Consider the following 15,968-nt stretch of genomic DNA (forward strand, 5'->3'; position numbering starts at 1 on the left):
GCCTCAGGCAATGCCGGCCTGGAGGAGGCCGAGGAGGGTGACCACGCCTACCGGCTCGCCGCCGTCGCCGACTACCACCAGCGCGCTGATGCGGTTTTCTTCCATGATGCGCAGGGCCTCGGCCGCGAGCATGCCTTCGGTGATGGTGCGCCCCTGGCGCGTCATGAGGTCGCCGATGCGTGTCTCGTTGATGTCGATGCGGGCATCGATGGCGCGGCGCAGGTCGCCGTCGGTAAAGACACCTTCGAGGCGATCACCGTCGACCACGGTAGTCATGCCCAGGCCCTTAGCGGAGATCTCGAGCAGCGCTTCGCCGAGGGGCGTTTCCGGGGCGACGCGGGGGAGCTCGGGACCGCTGCGCATGACGTCCTCTACCATGAGCAGCAGCTTGCGCCCCAGCGCGCCGCCGGGGTGCGAGAAAGCGAAGTCTTCAGCGGTGAAGCCCCGGGCCTCAAGGAGTGCAATGGCCAGGGCGTCGCCCATGACCAGCGCCGTGGTCGTGCTCGAGGTGGGTGCCAGGTCCAGCGGGCAGGCCTCCGTGGCCACGCCGCTGTCGAGGTGCGCATCGGCCGCCTGGGCCAGCGTCGAGGCGGGGTTCCCGGTCATGCTGACCAGGGGCGTACCGAGGCGCTTGAGCAAAGGCAGCAGCATGACCACCTCTTTGGTGCTGCCGCTGTTCGACAGGGCGAGTACGCAGTCGTCACCGGTGATCATGCCCATGTCGCCGTGGCTCGCCTCCCCCGGGTGGACGAAAAAAGCCGGTGTACCGGTGCTGGCGAGGGTGGCCGCGATTTTGGTGCCGATGTGCCCGGACTTGCCCATGCCGGTGACTACGACGCGGCCGCGGGTGGCGAGCAGCAGCTCGCAGGCGTGCGCGAACTCGCGGCCGATACGCTCCTCGAGAGCGGCTACCGCTGCCGCTTCCATGCGCACCGTGCGGCGGGCGGAGTCGACGTAGCTGGGCGGGGCGGCGTGGGTCATGAAGCGTCTCGGCCCCTAAAGGCTCAGGGAAAGCGCGTAATAGTACAGCGCGTAGAAGGACGTCAACAACAGCCCCACGGTGCGTCCGAGGTAGCTGTAGCCGCCCTCGGCGCGCCGGTGCCGGTGCCCGGTGTAGATGGCGATGGCGAGCAGGAAAGTGCCCGCCGCCATGGCCGGGTAGTCCCGGCCGAGTACTTCCCCTGAAAGTGTCAGCGGCTCGATCACGCCTGACATGGACATCACTGCGAGGAGGTTGAACAGGTTCGAGCCGATGATATTACCGATGGCGATTTCCGTATGCCCTTTGAGCGCACTGGCGAGGGTGGCGGCGAGTTCCGGCAGGCTGGTGCCGACGGCAATGATGGTGAGGCCGATGACCAGCTCGGAGACGCCGAGCTGGATGGCGATGCTTGTGGCCCCCCAGACCAGCAGGCGGGAGCTGGCGACGAGGATGGCAAGCCCGGCCAGGAAGGCAAGCCAGGCCCGCGGGGGCTCAAGGTGTGGCAGTTCCTCGTCCTCGCTCTCCTCGCGGACGATGGCGTTGCCCGCCTGGGCGCGCACCAGCTGCACGAGGATGAGGGCGAGACCGCCAAGCATGAGCAGCCCGTCGAAGCGCGACAGCAGCCCGTCGAGGAGCAGCGCCCAGGTGCCCAGGGTCACCAGGAGCAACGTCGGCAGCTCGACGCGGATGCAGCCCTGGCGGATCAGCATGGGGACCACCAGCACGGTGATGCCGAGCACCATGCCGATGTTCGCGATATTGGAGCCGAGGGCGTTGCCGACGGCGAGCTCCCCGGCACCGGCAAGGGCCGCGGTGATAGAGACAAGAATCTCCGGCGCGGAGGTGCCCAGGGAGACGATGGTCAGGCCGATGATGACCGGCGACAGGCCGAGATTTTCGGCAATGGAGGCGGCACCGGCGACGAACAGATCTGCGCTCCAGACCAGGAGCACAAGGCCGATGATGACCGCGGCGGCGGCGAGAATCATGCTGCGGCGGACACCCCGGCAGCACCGCTGCCGGCCCCTGGAAACCCGTTGCTGCATCCGTGGTCATACGGAATCCGGGTTGAAACGTAGTACACTTGCGACCTCGTGGAGGCGTCGGCGGGAAAGGTGGCGAAGGCAGCAAAGGTAGCAAAGGTAGCGACAGGCATGCCGGCGATTCTACCTGCTAGCCGGTACCGCCGCAGCAAATTGGACAAAACGGGGCGACCATGAAAGTAAAAGCGGATTGGATGGCAGGCCCGAGCGGCGGCGCACTGCGCTGGCTGCTCGCCCTTTGCCTGCTGCTGACCGGCGCCGCTCAGGCGGCCGATGACGACAACCGCGGCGCGGCAGAAACGCTGCGGGAGACCACAGAGGCTGTCCTTGCGGTGATCGACAGCGCCGAGGGCTACGTTGACGAGGACCCGCAGCGTTACTACCGGGCGGTACACGAGGTGCTCGACCCGGTGGTGGACTTTCGCGGTTTTGCCCGGGGTGTCATGGGTGATTACGCTACCAGCGACCGCTATCGCTCCCTCGACCCGGCAGGGCGGGAGCAGCTACGCGACCAGCTCGAGCGCTTTACGGAAACCATGCGCAAGGGCCTGGTGCGCACCTATAGCAAGGGCCTCCTCGCCTTCAATGGCTCCCGCGTCGACCTCGACGAGGACGGCAGCAGAGAGGAGGGCGGCCGGGCGACGCTGCGCCAGTTCATTTACAGCGACGAGGCGGAGCCCTACGTGGTGACCTACACCATGGCCCGGGGGCAGGACGGACGCTGGTTGATTCGCAATCTGATCGTCGAGGATGTGAACCTCGGCAAGATCTACCGCAGCCAGTTCGAGTCCTCGGCGCGTAACTACGACGGTGACCTCGACAAGGTCATCAGCAACTGGAACGTCGAGGGCCTGGACAGCTGACGCTGCGGCCAAAGCACGACGACAGGCAGGAAACGACGGAGGCAAGGGTGGACGCGGCGACGGTCAAGGGGCTCGTGGAGCAGGAACTCGAAGGATGCGAGGTGCAGGTTGACGGCGCCGGCAGCAATTACGACATCACGGTGATCGGCGAACTGTTCGCCGGCCTGCGGCCGGTGAAGAAGCAGCAGCTGGTGTACGGGGCGCTGCGCGAGAGCATCGCTGCCGGTGCCATTCACGCGGTGAACATCCGCACCTTCACACCGGACGAGTGGCAGGGCTAGGGCCGTGGCAGGCACGCTCACGCTGGCCCTGACCAAGGGCCGGATCCTCGCCGAGACCCTGCCCCTGCTGGCCCGGGCCGGCATCGAGCCGGCGGAAGATATCGCCAGCAGCCGCAAGCTCGTGTTCCCCAGCAACCGCCCCGGATTGCGCCTGCTGGTACTGCGCGGTACGGACGTGCCCACCTACGTGCGTCACGGCGCTGCCGACCTCGGGGTCGTGGGCAAGGATATGCTCCTGGAGCAGGGCGCCGAAGGTCTCTACGAACCGCTGGATCTCGGCATCGCCCGCTGCCGGCTCATGACCGCCGCCCCCGCGGGCTGGCGGCCCACGGGGTCGCGCGTGCGTGTGGCGACCAAGTTCGTCAACGTCGCCCGGCGGCACTTTGCGGCCCGCGGGATGCAGGCGGATATCATCAAGCTCTACGGCGCTATGGAGCTGGCGCCGACCATGGGCCTTGCGGATCTCATTGTCGACATCGTCGATAGCGGCAACACGCTGCGTGCCAATGGTCTTGAGCCGCTGGAGGAGATCGCTACGGTGAGTTCCCGGCTGGTGGTCAACAAGGCCTCCCTGCGCGCGGCTCACGAGCCTATTACGGAGCTGCTGGGGGCCCTTGAGGCCGCGCTGCCCGCTGACGGGCTGGCCGCGTGATCGCCCGCCTGGACAGCCGCGCTGCGGACTTCACCGCGCGCCTCGCTGCCCTGGCGCCGGCCGGCGAAGCCGACGGCCCGGCGGTACAGGCCCGGGTTGGCGAGATCCTCGCCGCTGTCGAGGCCCGCGGCGACGCGGCGGTGCTCGAATACACGGCGCGCTTTGACGATCTGGCGGTCGACAGCATGGCGGCGCTCGAGGTACCGGCCGAGCGGCTGCAGGTGGCCCTCGAGGGCCTGCCGGCGGCGCAGCGCGATGCTCTTGCGGTGGCTGCAGCGCGGATCCGCGACTACCACGAACGCCAGCTTGGCGAGAGCTGGCAGTACACAGACGAACTCGGCAACGTACTCGGCCAGCAGGTCACGTCCCTAGGCCGTGTCGGCGTCTATGTGCCCGGCGGCAAGGCCAGCTACCCCTCCTCAGTGCTTATGAATGCGCTGCCCGCCCATGTGGCCGGCGTCGAGGACATCACCATGGTGGTGCCGGCGCCCGGTGGCGAGCTCAGCGAGCTGGTGCTGGCCGCAGCAGGCCTCGCCGGCGTGTCGCGTGTATACACCATCGGCGGCGCGCAGGCCGTTGCTGCCCTTGCCTATGGCACAGAGACCGTGGCCGCCGTGGACAAGATTGTTGGTCCGGGAAATGCCTACGTGGCCGAGGCCAAGCGCCAGGTCTTCGGGCGGGTCGGCATCGACATGGTGGCCGGGCCGTCGGAGATTCTTATCATCTGCGACGGGGGCACGGATCCGGCGTGGATCGCCATGGATCTCTTCTCCCAGGCCGAGCACGACGAGAACGCCCAGGCTCTGCTGCTGTCTCCCGATGCCGCCTTCCTCGACGCCGTTGCTGCGGCGATCGAGGAGCTGCTGCCGCAGCAGGAACGCCGGGAGATCATCGCCGCCTCTCTGGCGCGGCGCGGCGCACTGGTGCTGACGGCGGACCTCGATGACGCTGTGCGCCTCTCCAACCGCATCGCGCCGGAACACCTCGAGCTGTCCGTAGCGGACCCGGAGGCGCTGCTGCCGTCCATTAGCGCCGCCGGTGCCATCTTCATGGGCCGTTACAGCGCCGAGGCCCTCGGCGATTACTGCGCCGGCCCGAACCACGTGCTGCCTACCGCGGGTAGCGCGCGCTTCTTCTCACCGCTCGGCGTTTATGACTTCCAGAAGCGCAGTTCGATCATCAACGTGAGCCGTGCCGGCGCGCGGGTGCTTGGCGACGTCGCCTCGACCCTCGCCCGCGGTGAATCCCTCACCGCCCATGCGCGCAGCGCGGAGTACCGCCGGGACGCTGCGCCGGAGCACTGAGCGCACTTGAGCTCAGGACCCCTGGCGGTCCGGAGACTGGGTCTGGGCGCCGACCACGGCGCGCAGATCCACGGTCTGGCGACCCCGGATGGCGGTGATACGCAGGCTTTCGCCGGGACGGAGCAGGGCAATGTCGTACATGCTCCGGCGCACGTCCTCTACCGCCTCGCCGTTGAAATGGGTGATCACGTCGCCGGGCTGCAGCCCGGCCTTCTGCGCCGGGCCACCCTCCGCCACCGCGGTGACGACGAGGGCCTGCCCCGTGGGGCCGTCTCCGCCCCGGGCCAGCCGCGGCTCCACCTGTACGCCGAGCCAGCCGCGGATGACCTGCCCGTACTCGATCAGGTCGCTGACCACAAAGCGGGTCAGGTCCACCGGGATAGCGAGGCCGATGCCGATGCCCACGGCGCTGCCGCTGGTCTGCTGTTCAGAGGTGTAGATAAGCGTATTGATGCCCACGAGGCGCCCCTCCGTGTCTACCAGTGCGCCGCCGGAATTGCCCTGATGGATGATCGCGTCGGTCTGGATGTAGCTCTCGTAGAGTCCCGGCTGCAGACCGTAGCGCTCCAGGCCGGAGATGATCCCCTGGGTCACCGACTGGCCGAAACCCAGCGGGTTGCCGATGGCCAGTACCACGTCGCCCACGCGGGCATCGGCCGAAGTGCCGAGAGGAATGGGGGTGAGGTCGGGCAGGTCGATCTTGAGCAGCGCGAGGTCCGTGGGCCGGTCCGTGCCGATAATGCGCGCGGCGGCGTTGCGGCCGTCGCTGAGCAGCACCTGGATCTCGTCGGCGCCGTCGATGACGTGGTTGTTGGTGACGACATGGCCGTCGGCCGAGAAGATCACCCCGGAACCGAGGCTCTGCTCGAGGCGCTGGCGCGGCTGGTTGCGGGGCACGAACTGCCCCCAGAAGGGGTCCTTGAGGAGCCGTCCGGCCCGCGTGGGCACGACCTTGCTGGTATAGATGTTGACCACGGCCGGGGTGGCTGACTGCACCGCCGCGGCGAAGCTCTGCGGATCCCGGGGGGTGCTCTCCTCGGGGCCGGCCGGCAGCACCCAGTGCTCCAGCACGAGCAGCGCCGCGAGGATGCCGGCGACCACGGGCCAGGCCGTGACGCGTAGCCAGCTTTGCATGTCCTCTCCCCCAGTGATTCTTCTAGCCAGGTCAAAATCCCATTCTATATGATGGCGGGCCGGTTCCGCCCCTTTTGCTCCCGAGAGGATTGTCATGCCCGTTGCCCTCGTCGACCTTGTTGCCGCCATGGATGAACTGCTCGAACCCGGGCGCTTCCGCGACTACTGCCCGAACGGGCTTCAGGTCGGCGGGCGGGCGACGGTGGCGCGGCTGGCCTGTGCCGTCACCGCCAACCAGTCGGTACTCGATGATGCCCTGGCCTGGGGGGCGGATGCGCTGCTGGTACACCACGGCTACTTCTGGCGCGGGGAAGATCCCCGGGTCGTCGGCATGAAGCAGCGCCGTCTCGCAACGCTCCTCGGCAGCGGGCTTTCCCTCATCGCCTACCACCTGCCCCTCGACGCGCACCCTGCGGTGGGCAACAACGCCGAGCTCGGGCGCCGGCTGGCCATGGTCGACGTCGAGCCGCTGCATCGCGACCCGGCCGACGGAGTGGGCGCGATCGGCAACCTGCCGGAGCCCCTGACGGCAGCGTCGCTGGCCGAACGCCTGACGGCGCTGACCGGCCGGGAGCCGCTGCACATCGGTGACGGTGCTGCGCTGCTGCGGCGTGTGGCCTGGTGTACCGGGGCGGCACAGGGCTATATCGATGCGGCGGTGGCTGCAGGAGCGGATGCTTATATTACCGGTGAGGTGTCGGAGCCCACGGTGCACAGTGCCCGGGAGCAGGGGATCCAGTTTTTCGCGGCCGGGCATCACGCCACGGAGCGCTATGGGGTGCAGGCCCTGGGGGAGGTGATGGCCGGGCGTTTTGGCCTCGAGCTCACGTTTCTGGACTGCGACAACCCGGTGTGAGGGACCGGGGCGGGGCGCAGGGATGGCCGTGCCGGGCCGTGGCGGCCCGGCGGGCAGCAGTCTTCAGGCGTTTTCTTTGCGCTCGGTGTCGGCCCTGGTCTCGCCTTCGGCCTCGTCCGCCTGTGCCGTGGTGCCCTCGGCCACGTCCTCGGTTTCCTCGGTCTCCGTGTCCGCCAGCCCCTGGGTCCCCGGGACCGGCTCGCGCTCAATGCCGAAGCTCTCGTTCAGCATCCCCGTTTCACCCTCGGTCTTCGGCGCGTAGTCACGCGGCTGCTCGATGCTCAGGGCTTCCTGGGGCACCTCGCTGTCGTCCCTGGTGCCGCCGAGGCGCGTCACGGTGACGTCGTTCTTGCCCACGCAGAGGGTGCTGGCGCCCTCGGCCAGGTGTTCGTGGATGCCGCGGTACATCTCGGTCAGGGCGTTCAGCCGGTCGGCGGTTTCCGTGAAGTGCTCAGTGACGCGGTTCTCGTAGGCCTGCTTGTCGCGCGAGAGCTGGTCGATGCGTTTCTCAAGCTCCCGGGCCTGCTGGCTGCCGGCGGTGGATTTGCGGCCGAAGACCATGCCGAGCACGCCCCCGACGACAAGAGCGCAGAGTCCGCTGGCGATCAGAATATCGATGCTGTACATGAGAATCACTCCGTAAATTGAGGCTTTGCAGGGTATTCGGGAGACAAGAGTAGTATAGCGCGCCGCTCTCGCTACCGGTGAGCTTTGATTGCCAACTATGCACGCCGGGGCTAGAGTAGCGCGCCCATCGGCCCCGGGAGGGACGGGCTTGGCCACGCCGCTAGCGCGCTACGAGCAGGACATTTCAGAGCACGGATTCGCCCGCGATGGAGCCCAGGCTGAGGCTGTGGCGGCGCTCGACGATCTGTTCCGGCGCCTTGCTGTGCGCCGGGCCCGCGGCCGAGGCCTCGGCGGGGCGCTGGCGCGGCTGCGTCGGCGGCGCCAGGAGCCCGAGACCGGGCTTTACCTCTGGGGCGGTGTGGGGCGCGGCAAGACCTGGCTCATGGACACCTTTTATGACTGCCTGCCCGCCGAGGGGCGCCAGCGGGTGCACTTCCACCGGTTCATGCAGCGCGTACACCGGGAACTGAAAGCCCTCGCCGGAGAGAAAAATCCTCTGGAGCGGGTGGCGGATCACCTGGCCGGGGAAACCGAAGTTCTCTGCTTCGACGAGTTCTTCGTCAGCGACATCGCCGATGCGATGATCCTCGGCAAGCTCATGGAGGCTCTCTTCGCCCGCGGCATTACCCTGGTGGCCACGTCGAATATCCCCCCGCAGCGCCTCTACGAGAACGGCCTGCAGCGGCAGCGCTTCCTGCCCGCCATCGCTCTTATCGAGGCTCACACCCGGGTCATGAACGTGGATGGCGGCATCGACTACCGGCTGCGGACCCTCGAGCGGGCGCCGCTTTATCATCACCCGCTGGGCGACGACGCCACGGCGGCGCTGGAGGATTTCTTCACCCGGCTGGCCCCGGAAGCCGGGCAGCCCTGGCAGCGGCTGGAGGTCAACGGACGTTACCTGACCGCGCGCTGCCTGGCCGACGATGTGGCCTGGTTCGAGTTCGACGAGCTCTGCGGCGGCCCCCGCTCCCAGAACGACTACATCGAACTCGCCCGGGTGTTCCACGCTGTGCTGCTCTCCGGGGTGCGGCCCATGGGGCGGGCCACGGACGACAGCGCGCGCCGCTTCATCAATCTCGTCGACGAGTTCTACGACCGCAACGTAAAGCTGGTGATTGCCGCCGACTGTCCGCTGCTCGCCCTCTATGATGGTGGGGGGCTCAGCTTCGAATTCGAGCGCACATTCTCGCGGCTGCAGGAGATGCAGTCCCACGACTACCTGGCCCGGGAGCACCGTCCCTGAGCCCAAGCGGCTTGCGGAGCGCGGTTTCGGTTCCTGCCACAAGTCCGGGGCGAGCGCGGGATACTGCTCTCAGTCGCTCCCCGATACACGCTTTGTGAGAGCAGTATCCCGCACTCGCCCCTGCCGCAGTGCGTACTTCGAGGGCGGCGGGGGTTGACCCAAGGCGGTAGGGGTGGCGGCCGGAGGGCGCCCCCACCAAGCGTGTATCGGGGAGCGACTGGGGGCGCCCTCCGGCCGACACCCCGGAAATCCGCGAAGAGCCAAAAAACGGACGCCCGGGAAGGCGCTTACGGGGCTTGCGGCGTCCCAGCCGTTCAAGTAGTATTCGCGCTCTTTTATTTCTGCCCCAAAAGGCGAGACAGAATTCATGAAAACTTACAGCGCGAAAGCCGCGGACGTGCACCACGACTGGTACGTCGTGGACGCCACGGACAAGACCCTGGGCCGGCTGGCTGCCGAGATTGCCCATCGTCTGCGCGGCAAGCACAAGGCCGAGTACACGCCCCATGTCGATACCGGGGACTACATTGTTGTGGTCAACTGCGAGAAAGTCCGCGTGACCGGCAACAAGGCCACCGACAAGATGTACTACCACCACACGGGGTACCCGGGCGGTATCCGTTCCGCGTCCTTTGAGAAGCTTATCGACAAAGCGCCCGACCGGGTGCTGCGGCGCGCCGTCAAGGGCATGCTGCCGCGCAACCCCCTGGGCCGCGCCATGTTCAGCAAACTGAAGGTCTATGCCGGCAATGAGCATCCGCACGCCGCGCAGCAGCCGCAACCCCTCAACATCTAAAGGTCTACCATGGCAGCAACCCAATATTACGGCACCGGCCGCCGCAAGACCTCCACGGCTCGCGTGTTCCTGCAGAGCGGCGCTGGCGGCATCACTGTCAACAAGCGCCCGCTGGATCAGTATTTCGGCCGGGAAGTGGCTCGCATGATCGTGCGTCAGCCCCTCGAGCTTGTGGACCTGGTCGAGAAGTTCGATATCAATGTGACCGTCGAGGGCGGTGGCAGCTTCGGCCAGGCCGGCGCCATCCGTCACGGTATTACTCGCGCCCTCATGGATTACGACGAGTCCCTGCGCGGCACGCTGCGCGGCGCCGGCTACGTCACCCGTGACGCCCGGGCGGTGGAGCGCAAGAAGGTCGGCCTGCGCAAGGCGCGGAAGCGTCCGCAGTTCTCCAAGCGCTGATTGTCCCGCGGGACGCACGCAGGCACTGTTTCAGGGAACGCCCGCACTGGCCTCCAGGCGGGCGTTTTTTTTGGCATGCTCGCGGGCGTTGTCGCCTGTAGAGGCGTCCCGGTGCGGGCACTGGAGGGTGCCCCCTCCAGCGCCCGCCCCTACCCGGGGTGCTACTCGACAGAGCTGGCAGTACGCGGCGGGGTGAGGGCTGGGTGCGGGATGCTTCTCTCACAAAGCTTGTATCGGGGGCGACTGAGAGAAGCATCCCGCGCCCAGCCCGGAATCGAACGAGCAGCGTTTCCTGGCTGATAGCTGGACAGCGGGACGTGTTTAACCCTGTGTATACAGGCCTCTTCCTTGTATGGCGGTAGTAAAGTCATTACCATTTAGCGGCTTTTTGAATCCCCGACCCGCGCAGGCGATAGCTGTGCGTCCCCAGGGGAGTAATTCAGGAGACAAGCAATGACCACTGAAGACGTGAACAACAGCCGGCGTCGCTTCCTGACGGCAGCCACCAGTGCCGTCGGTGCGGCCGGTGTTGTCGGTATCGCGGTGCCTTTCGTCGGCTCCTGGAACCCTTCGGCGAAGGCCGAGGCGGCAGGGGCGCCGGTGAAGGCGGACCTGACCAAGCTCGAGCCGGGCGCGATGATTGTTATCGAGTGGCGCGGAAAGCCGGTCTACGTGGTTCACCGCACGCCGGAGATGCTTGAACTGCTGCCTACCATGGACCCTTACCTGAAGGATCCGGAGTCCGAGAATGCCATCCAGCCGCCCTACGTGGCCGGCAAGGAGCGCGCTATCCGCCCCGATTATCTCGTGATCGAAGGGCTCTGCACCCACCTCGGCTGTGCGCCGAAGTACCGCCCGGAAGTGGGCGCTGCAGATCTTGGCGGCGACAAGTGGGCCGGCGGTTTCTTCTGCCCCTGCCACGGCTCCAAGTTCGATCTCGCCGGCCGCGTCTACAGCGGGGTACCGGCGTCGACCAACCTTGTTATCCCGCCGCACAACTTTGCGGGCAATATCCTTGAAATCGGCGTTGATGCGGAGGCTGCCTGATGGTCAACATGCTCATGGGACTGCGTGACTGGGTAGATGACCGCCTGCCGATCGTGCGGGCGTGGAACACCCATATGGGCCAGTACTACGCACCGAAGAACTTCAACGTCTGGTACTACTTCGGCGTCCTGTCCCTGGTAGTGCTCGTCAACCAGCTGCTTACCGGCATCTGGCTGACCATGAATTACACGCCCAGCGCCGAGGAGGCCTTCTCCTCTGTCGAGTACATCATGCGCGACGTCGACTACGGCTGGATTCTGCGCTACATGCACTCCACCGGCGCTTCTGCCTTCTTTGTCGTGGTCTACCTGCACATGTTCCGGGCGCTGATTTACGGCTCGTACAAAAAGCCCCGGGAACTCATCTGGATCTTCGGCATGTTGATCTTCATCGTGCTCATGGCCGAGGCCTTTGTCGGTTATGTGCTGCCCTGGGGCCAGATGTCCTACTGGGGCGCGCAGGTGATCATCTCGCTCTTCGGGGCAATCCCCGTGGTCGGCGAGGATCTGGTGACCTGGATTCGCGGTGACTACCTTATCTCCGGCATTACCCTGAACCGCTTCTTCGCCCTGCACGTGGTGGCGCTCCCCATCGTCCTGCTCGCTCTTGTGGTCCTGCACCTGCTCGCGCTGCACGAAGTGGGCTCCAACAACCCGGATGGGGTGGAGATCAAGAAGAACAAGGGCCCGGATGGCGTCCCCCTCGACGGCATCCCCTTCCACCCGTACTACACAGTGCACGACATCCCGGCCATCGGTGTGTTCCTGTTCATTTTCTGTGCTGTGATGTTTTTCATGCCGGAGATGGGTGGCTTCTTCCTTGAATATGCCAACTTCGAGCAGGCGGACCCGCTGAAGACTCCCGAGCACATCGCGCCGGTCTGGTACTTCACGCCCTTCTACTCGGTGCTGCGTGCCATTCCCGACAAGTTCTGGGGCTTCGTGGCCTTTGCCATCTCTGTGGCAATCCCGTTCCTGCTGCCGTGGCTGGACCGCAGCCCCGTGAAGAGCTGGCGCTACCGCGGCCCGATCAACAAGGTGGCCCTCGTGGTGTTCGTGGCTTCCTTCCTGATCCTCGGCGTGCTCGGCGTCAAGGCGCCTTCGGAGTCGCGGACTATCCTGACGCAGATCTGCACGGTGCTTTACTTCGCCTTCTTCCTGCTCATGCCGGTCTGGTCCAGCATGGACAAGACCAAGCCGGTACCGGAGCGGGTCACCATGGATGGTGGCATGAACAAGCTCGGCGTTCTCGGGGCCGCAGCGCTGATCGCTGTGCTCACGGTGGTGCCGCTCAAGGTGGTAGGCGCCGAAAGCGCCTACGACTGCGGCGCAATTCCCTGCGACGACTTCAAGGCCGATATGAGTGACAAGGCCTCCTTGCAGAACGGCGCAAAGATGTACATGAACTACTGCATGGGCTGTCACTCGCTGCAATACCAGCGCTACAACCGCCTGGGGGAAGATCTGGGCATTCCTGAAGATCTGCTGGTCGAAAAGCTCATCTTCGACCCGGAGGTGAAGTCCGGCTCCCTTATGGCCAATGCCATGGACAAGGATCGCGCAAAAACGTGGTTCGGTGCGGCGCCGCCGGACCTGACGCTTGTCTCCCGCGCCCGGCAGCCGGACTGGCTCTATACGTATCTGCGCAGCTTCTATAAGGACGACACCCGCCCCTACGGCGTCAACAACCTGGTGTTTGCCAACGTCGGCATGCCGCACGTGCTCCTCGACCTGCAGGGCATGCAGGAGTGTGCTTCCAGCGGTAAAGGCGAAGAGGTGGACCCGCTCTCCGGTGAGGCCACGCACTCGGACCCCTGCGGCTCGCTGGAGGTAACAGCCCCCGGGACCATGAGCGAGGAAGAGTTCGACACCGCCATGTACGATCTTACCAATTTCCTCTCCTACACCGCCGAGCCGATGCAGGCAGATCGCAAGCGGATCGGGGTCTACACACTGCTCTTCATTGCGGTATTCTTTGTTTTCGCCTGGTTACTCAACCGGGAGTACTGGAAGGACGTCCACTGACGGCGGTTTCGTCGCAGGTCTCTCGCCGGTGTCCATGACATCGGCCGGCGCCCGGGGTACAGTGGCTTCACTAGGGAAAGTGACATGGGCGTAGTAACCAAACGGTCTTCAATGGTTTTTTTCTCCGATCCAACAGACCATTACAGCCATCGGGTCCGCATTGTGCTCGCAGAAAAGGGCGTCACGGTGGATCTCGTCGAGGGCGACACGGCGCATCCGCCGGCGGAGCTCGGGGATCTGAACCCCTACAACTCCATGCCCACCCTGGTGGATCGTGACCTGGTGCTCTATGAGAGCCACGTGATGATGGAGTACCTCGATGAGCGCTTCCCGCACCCGCCGCTGCTGCCGGTCTACCCGGTGGCGCGGGCGGAGAGCCGCCTGTTTATGTGGCGCATCGAGAAAGACTGGTGCACCCTGATCGAGTCGATTCAGAATTCCCGCAGCGACAACGTGGTCAAGAAGGCGACCAAGGAACTGCGGGAGAGCATTCTGGCGATTGCGCCGATTTTCGCCGAGAAGCCTTTCTTCATGAATGACGAGTTCACCCTCGTTGACTGTTGCATTGCGCCGATACTCTGGCGTCTGCCCTCCCTGGGCGTGGATATCCGTCCGAGCAAGCAGTCCAAGCCCCTGCTGGCCTATATGGATGCCCTGTTCAATCGGGAGTCCTTCCAGCAGAGCCTCTCGGAGCAGGAGCGGGAGCTGCGCCTCTGAGCGCGGGCGCGCACTCCGTGACTTCAAGCCGGCCCTACATTCTTCGCGCCCTCTACGACTGGATCGTCGACAACGACTGCACGCCCCACATCCTGGTGGACGCGACGCAGCCGGGGGTCGAGGTCCCGTCGGAGTATGTGAAGGACGGCCAGATTGTTCTCAACGTATCGCCGACGGCGGTTATCGATCTGCATCTGTCGAATCACCGGGTTACCTTCAATGGGCGCTTCGGCGGTCGGCCCACGGATGTGGCCTTTCCGGTGACAGCGGTGCTCGGCATCTACGCGCGGGAAAACGGGCAGGGGATGGTCTTCGAGCCCGATGAGCCGCCGGAACCGCCGGAAGGCGGTCCGTCTCCGGCCGACGGTCCGGGGAGTGACGACCGCCCTGCGGCCCGGCGCCCCTCGCTGACGGTGGTGAAGTAGCCTGCGGCGGCTGCCGCCGCGGTCATTCAATCAGCTCGAAGAGCCGCACGACCCGCTGCACGCCGGAGATTTCTGCCGCCATCGTGGCGATGCGGTCGGCTTCCTCGGCGGTCACCATACCCATGAGGTAGACCACGCCGTTCTCCGTCACGACCTTGGTGCGCAGCCCCGGCGTAGACGGTTTGCCGACCAGCCAGGTCTTCACCTTGGTGGTGATCCAGGTGTCGGAGGCCCGTGTCATGGCCGAGCTGGGTGCTGCCACCTCGAGTTCGTTGTAGATCCGTCGCACCTCCCGCAGCTCGCGCACCACCTGCGTCGCCTTGCCCTTCAGTTCTTCGCTCGCGACCTGGCCGGCTACGAGCACATAACCGTTGTAGCTCACCACCACCAGGTGGGCGCTGTCGAAGCCCTCGTCGGCCGCGTGCATGTTTACCACCGCCTTGATTTCGATGCTCTCGTCGGCGATGCGCCGGGCGAAGGTGCGCTCCCCGGGCTTCTCTTCAATGGTGTTCGCCTCCGAGGCGACCAGGATCTGCGTGCAGCCCGCCGCGCCGCCGAAGGCAAACAACAGGGGCAGGAGCAGGGCGAGCAGGGTATGGCGGGTCTGGGATGTCATCATGAGCCGAAGAGGTTGCTTTCAATCAGGTGGCAGAGGCAGCCGAGGGCCATGGCCTCCAGGGTCAGGAGCTGGTCCCGGGGCGCGGCGGGGAGGGCGATGACGATGCTGTCGTCGCCTGCCCCCGCAAGCCCCGGGCAGCCTTCGTAAGACAGGAGCACAAGGGCCGGGTTCCCCGCAGCTGTTGCGCCGAGAGCACCGGTAAGGGCACTGCCGTCACCGCTGTCCAGGGCGAGGACCAGGTCCCCGGGACGGGCCAGGGCGCGCACTTCCCGCCAGGGTCCGGCAGAGTCGGCGGGGTCCGTCACGGCCACCGCAGGCAGTGCGGGTCGCTCCGCTACGGCCCCGAGCATAAGGCGGTCTGCCGCATAGCGGGCGAGGGCGCGGTCCGGCCCGGTGCCCGCGCAGAGCACCGTACCCCCTTCCAGAAGACAGCCGGTCGCCGCGGCGGCGGCCGCTTCAAGAGGCCCGGCGATGACATCCACCGACAGGCTGGTGGTCTCCAGCAGGGCCTGGAAGTGGCTGGCGATCTCCGGGTACTGGTCCAGGGTGCTGTCTCCGCACGTGGCCGGGCTGGCCGGTCCTCAGAAAGCGTTTTCGATCAAACGGGGGCGAAGCTTACCGGACTGCGCGTCCGGTTCCCAGACTACCACGTCGAAGCGGCAGGGCGGCATGGCGCCGCGCCAGCGGCAGGCGAGAAAGTGCGCGGCCGTGCGGCGCAGCCTGTCCTGCTTGCGGGCGTCAACGCTCGCGGCAGCGCTGGCAAAGCGCGGGTTGCTGCGGGCGCGAACCTCCACGAAGCGCAGCTGGCCGCCGGCGAGGGCGACGATGTCGAGCTCGCCGGCCCGGCAGCGGTAGTTGCGCGTCAGAATGCGGCTGCCGCGGGCCGCCAGCCAGCGTGCGGTCGCGGCCTCATAGTCATCACCGTTAGGCATGGGCTGGGCTCCGGGGGC

General features: G+C 66.2%; 19 protein-coding genes. 12 read left to right on the forward strand and 7 right to left on the reverse strand.

Annotation, left to right across the window (positions count from 1 at the left end):
• Positions 1 to 3 precede the first annotated feature (3 nt).
• Positions 4 to 981 (reverse strand): KpsF/GutQ family sugar-phosphate isomerase, encoded by a 978-nt coding sequence (locus HRUBRA_RS07060; protein ID WP_035515845.1) that lies wholly within the window; start codon positions 979 to 981, stop codon positions 4 to 6.
• A 15-nt stretch (positions 982 to 996) separates the two neighbouring features.
• Entirely contained in the window at positions 997 to 1,971 is a 975-nt protein-coding gene (locus HRUBRA_RS07065; RefSeq protein ID WP_035515846.1) for a calcium/sodium antiporter, read from the reverse strand.
• A gap of 248 nt (positions 1,972 to 2,219) precedes the next feature.
• On the opposite strand from HRUBRA_RS07065, the gene HRUBRA_RS07070 reads away from it, so the two are divergent.
• From HRUBRA_RS07070 to hisD, 4 genes are read left to right on the forward strand one after another with little or no spacing between them, the layout of a single operon-like run.
• Positions 2,220 to 2,888: an MlaC/ttg2D family ABC transporter substrate-binding protein gene (locus HRUBRA_RS07070; RefSeq protein ID WP_236629808.1), complete on the forward strand. Its 669-nt coding sequence runs from the start codon at positions 2,220 to 2,222 to the stop codon at positions 2,886 to 2,888.
• 47 nt (positions 2,889 to 2,935) lie between these two features.
• Positions 2,936 to 3,169, forward strand: coding sequence for a BolA family protein (locus HRUBRA_RS07075; protein ID WP_035515852.1), 234 nt, complete (start codon positions 2,936 to 2,938; stop codon positions 3,167 to 3,169).
• A gap of 4 nt (positions 3,170 to 3,173) precedes the next feature.
• Positions 3,174 to 3,821, forward strand: a complete 648-nt coding sequence (hisG, locus tag HRUBRA_RS07080; protein WP_035515855.1) for an ATP phosphoribosyltransferase — start codon at positions 3,174 to 3,176, stop codon at positions 3,819 to 3,821.
• Positions 3,818 to 5,125, forward strand: coding sequence for a histidinol dehydrogenase (gene hisD / locus HRUBRA_RS07085; protein WP_407681011.1), 1,308 nt, complete (start codon positions 3,818 to 3,820; stop codon positions 5,123 to 5,125). Before hisG ends, hisD begins: the two co-directional genes overlap by 4 nt.
• Before the next feature lie 12 nt (positions 5,126 to 5,137).
• Here the strand turns inward: hisD and HRUBRA_RS07090 are convergent, their stop codons facing one another.
• Positions 5,138 to 6,259: a S1C family serine protease gene (locus tag HRUBRA_RS07090; protein WP_035515857.1), complete on the reverse strand. Its 1,122-nt coding sequence runs from the start codon at positions 6,257 to 6,259 to the stop codon at positions 5,138 to 5,140.
• A gap of 94 nt (positions 6,260 to 6,353) precedes the next feature.
• Here HRUBRA_RS07090 and HRUBRA_RS07095 point away from each other — a divergent pair, with 94 nt between their 5' ends.
• Positions 6,354 to 7,115 (forward strand): Nif3-like dinuclear metal center hexameric protein, encoded by a 762-nt coding sequence (locus HRUBRA_RS07095; protein ID WP_035515859.1) that lies wholly within the window; start codon positions 6,354 to 6,356, stop codon positions 7,113 to 7,115.
• Between the two features lie 63 nt (positions 7,116 to 7,178).
• Here the strand turns inward: HRUBRA_RS07095 and HRUBRA_RS07100 are convergent, their stop codons facing one another.
• A complete protein-coding gene (locus HRUBRA_RS07100; RefSeq protein WP_035515861.1) occupies positions 7,179 to 7,742 on the reverse strand; it encodes a Z-ring associated ZapG family protein in 564 nt (187 codons plus the stop codon).
• 148 nt (positions 7,743 to 7,890) lie between these two features.
• On the opposite strand from HRUBRA_RS07100, the gene zapE reads away from it, so the two are divergent.
• From zapE to HRUBRA_RS07135, 7 genes are all read left to right on the forward strand, one after another.
• Entirely contained in the window at positions 7,891 to 8,988 is a 1,098-nt protein-coding gene (gene zapE / locus HRUBRA_RS07105; RefSeq protein ID WP_035515862.1) for a cell division protein ZapE, read from the forward strand.
• Between the two features lie 367 nt (positions 8,989 to 9,355).
• Positions 9,356 to 9,784 (forward strand): 50S ribosomal protein L13, encoded by a 429-nt coding sequence (rplM, locus tag HRUBRA_RS07110; RefSeq protein WP_035515863.1) that lies wholly within the window; start codon positions 9,356 to 9,358, stop codon positions 9,782 to 9,784.
• A 9-nt stretch (positions 9,785 to 9,793) separates the two neighbouring features.
• Positions 9,794 to 10,186 (forward strand): 30S ribosomal protein S9, encoded by a 393-nt coding sequence (gene rpsI, locus HRUBRA_RS07115; protein WP_035515865.1) that lies wholly within the window; start codon positions 9,794 to 9,796, stop codon positions 10,184 to 10,186.
• A gap of 453 nt (positions 10,187 to 10,639) precedes the next feature.
• Positions 10,640 to 11,233, forward strand: a complete 594-nt coding sequence (gene petA / locus HRUBRA_RS07120) for a ubiquinol-cytochrome c reductase iron-sulfur subunit (protein ID WP_035515866.1) — start codon at positions 10,640 to 10,642, stop codon at positions 11,231 to 11,233.
• Positions 11,233 to 13,257: a ubiquinol-cytochrome c reductase gene (locus HRUBRA_RS07125; protein ID WP_035515870.1), complete on the forward strand. Its 2,025-nt coding sequence runs from the start codon at positions 11,233 to 11,235 to the stop codon at positions 13,255 to 13,257. Before petA ends, HRUBRA_RS07125 begins: the two co-directional genes overlap by 1 nt.
• An 84-nt stretch (positions 13,258 to 13,341) precedes the next feature.
• Positions 13,342 to 13,974, forward strand: a complete 633-nt coding sequence (locus tag HRUBRA_RS07130) for a glutathione S-transferase N-terminal domain-containing protein (protein ID WP_035515871.1) — start codon at positions 13,342 to 13,344, stop codon at positions 13,972 to 13,974.
• A gap of 17 nt (positions 13,975 to 13,991) precedes the next feature.
• The gene (locus HRUBRA_RS07135; RefSeq protein WP_035515873.1) at positions 13,992 to 14,399 is read left to right on the forward strand and encodes a ClpXP protease specificity-enhancing factor; all 408 of its coding nucleotides are present in this window, start codon (positions 13,992 to 13,994) and stop codon (positions 14,397 to 14,399) included.
• 22 nt (positions 14,400 to 14,421) lie between these two features.
• Here the strand turns inward: HRUBRA_RS07135 and HRUBRA_RS07140 are convergent, their stop codons facing one another.
• From HRUBRA_RS07140 to HRUBRA_RS07150, 3 genes are all read right to left on the reverse strand, one after another.
• On the reverse strand, positions 14,422 to 15,018 hold the full coding sequence (locus tag HRUBRA_RS07140) for a BON domain-containing protein (RefSeq protein WP_236629809.1): 597 nt from the start codon (positions 15,016 to 15,018) through the stop codon (positions 14,422 to 14,424).
• Positions 15,015 to 15,500, reverse strand: coding sequence for a phosphoheptose isomerase family protein (locus tag HRUBRA_RS07145; RefSeq protein WP_035515878.1), 486 nt, complete (start codon positions 15,498 to 15,500; stop codon positions 15,015 to 15,017). Before HRUBRA_RS07145 ends, HRUBRA_RS07140 begins: the two co-directional genes overlap by 4 nt.
• A gap of 99 nt (positions 15,501 to 15,599) precedes the next feature.
• Positions 15,600 to 15,950, reverse strand: coding sequence for a YraN family protein (locus HRUBRA_RS07150; protein ID WP_035515879.1), 351 nt, complete (start codon positions 15,948 to 15,950; stop codon positions 15,600 to 15,602).
• Between the last annotated feature and the right edge of the window lie 18 nt (positions 15,951 to 15,968).

This window comes from Pseudohaliea rubra DSM 19751, assembly GCF_000764025.1.
Classification (GTDB): Bacteria; Pseudomonadota; Gammaproteobacteria; order Pseudomonadales; family Halieaceae; genus Pseudohaliea; species Pseudohaliea rubra.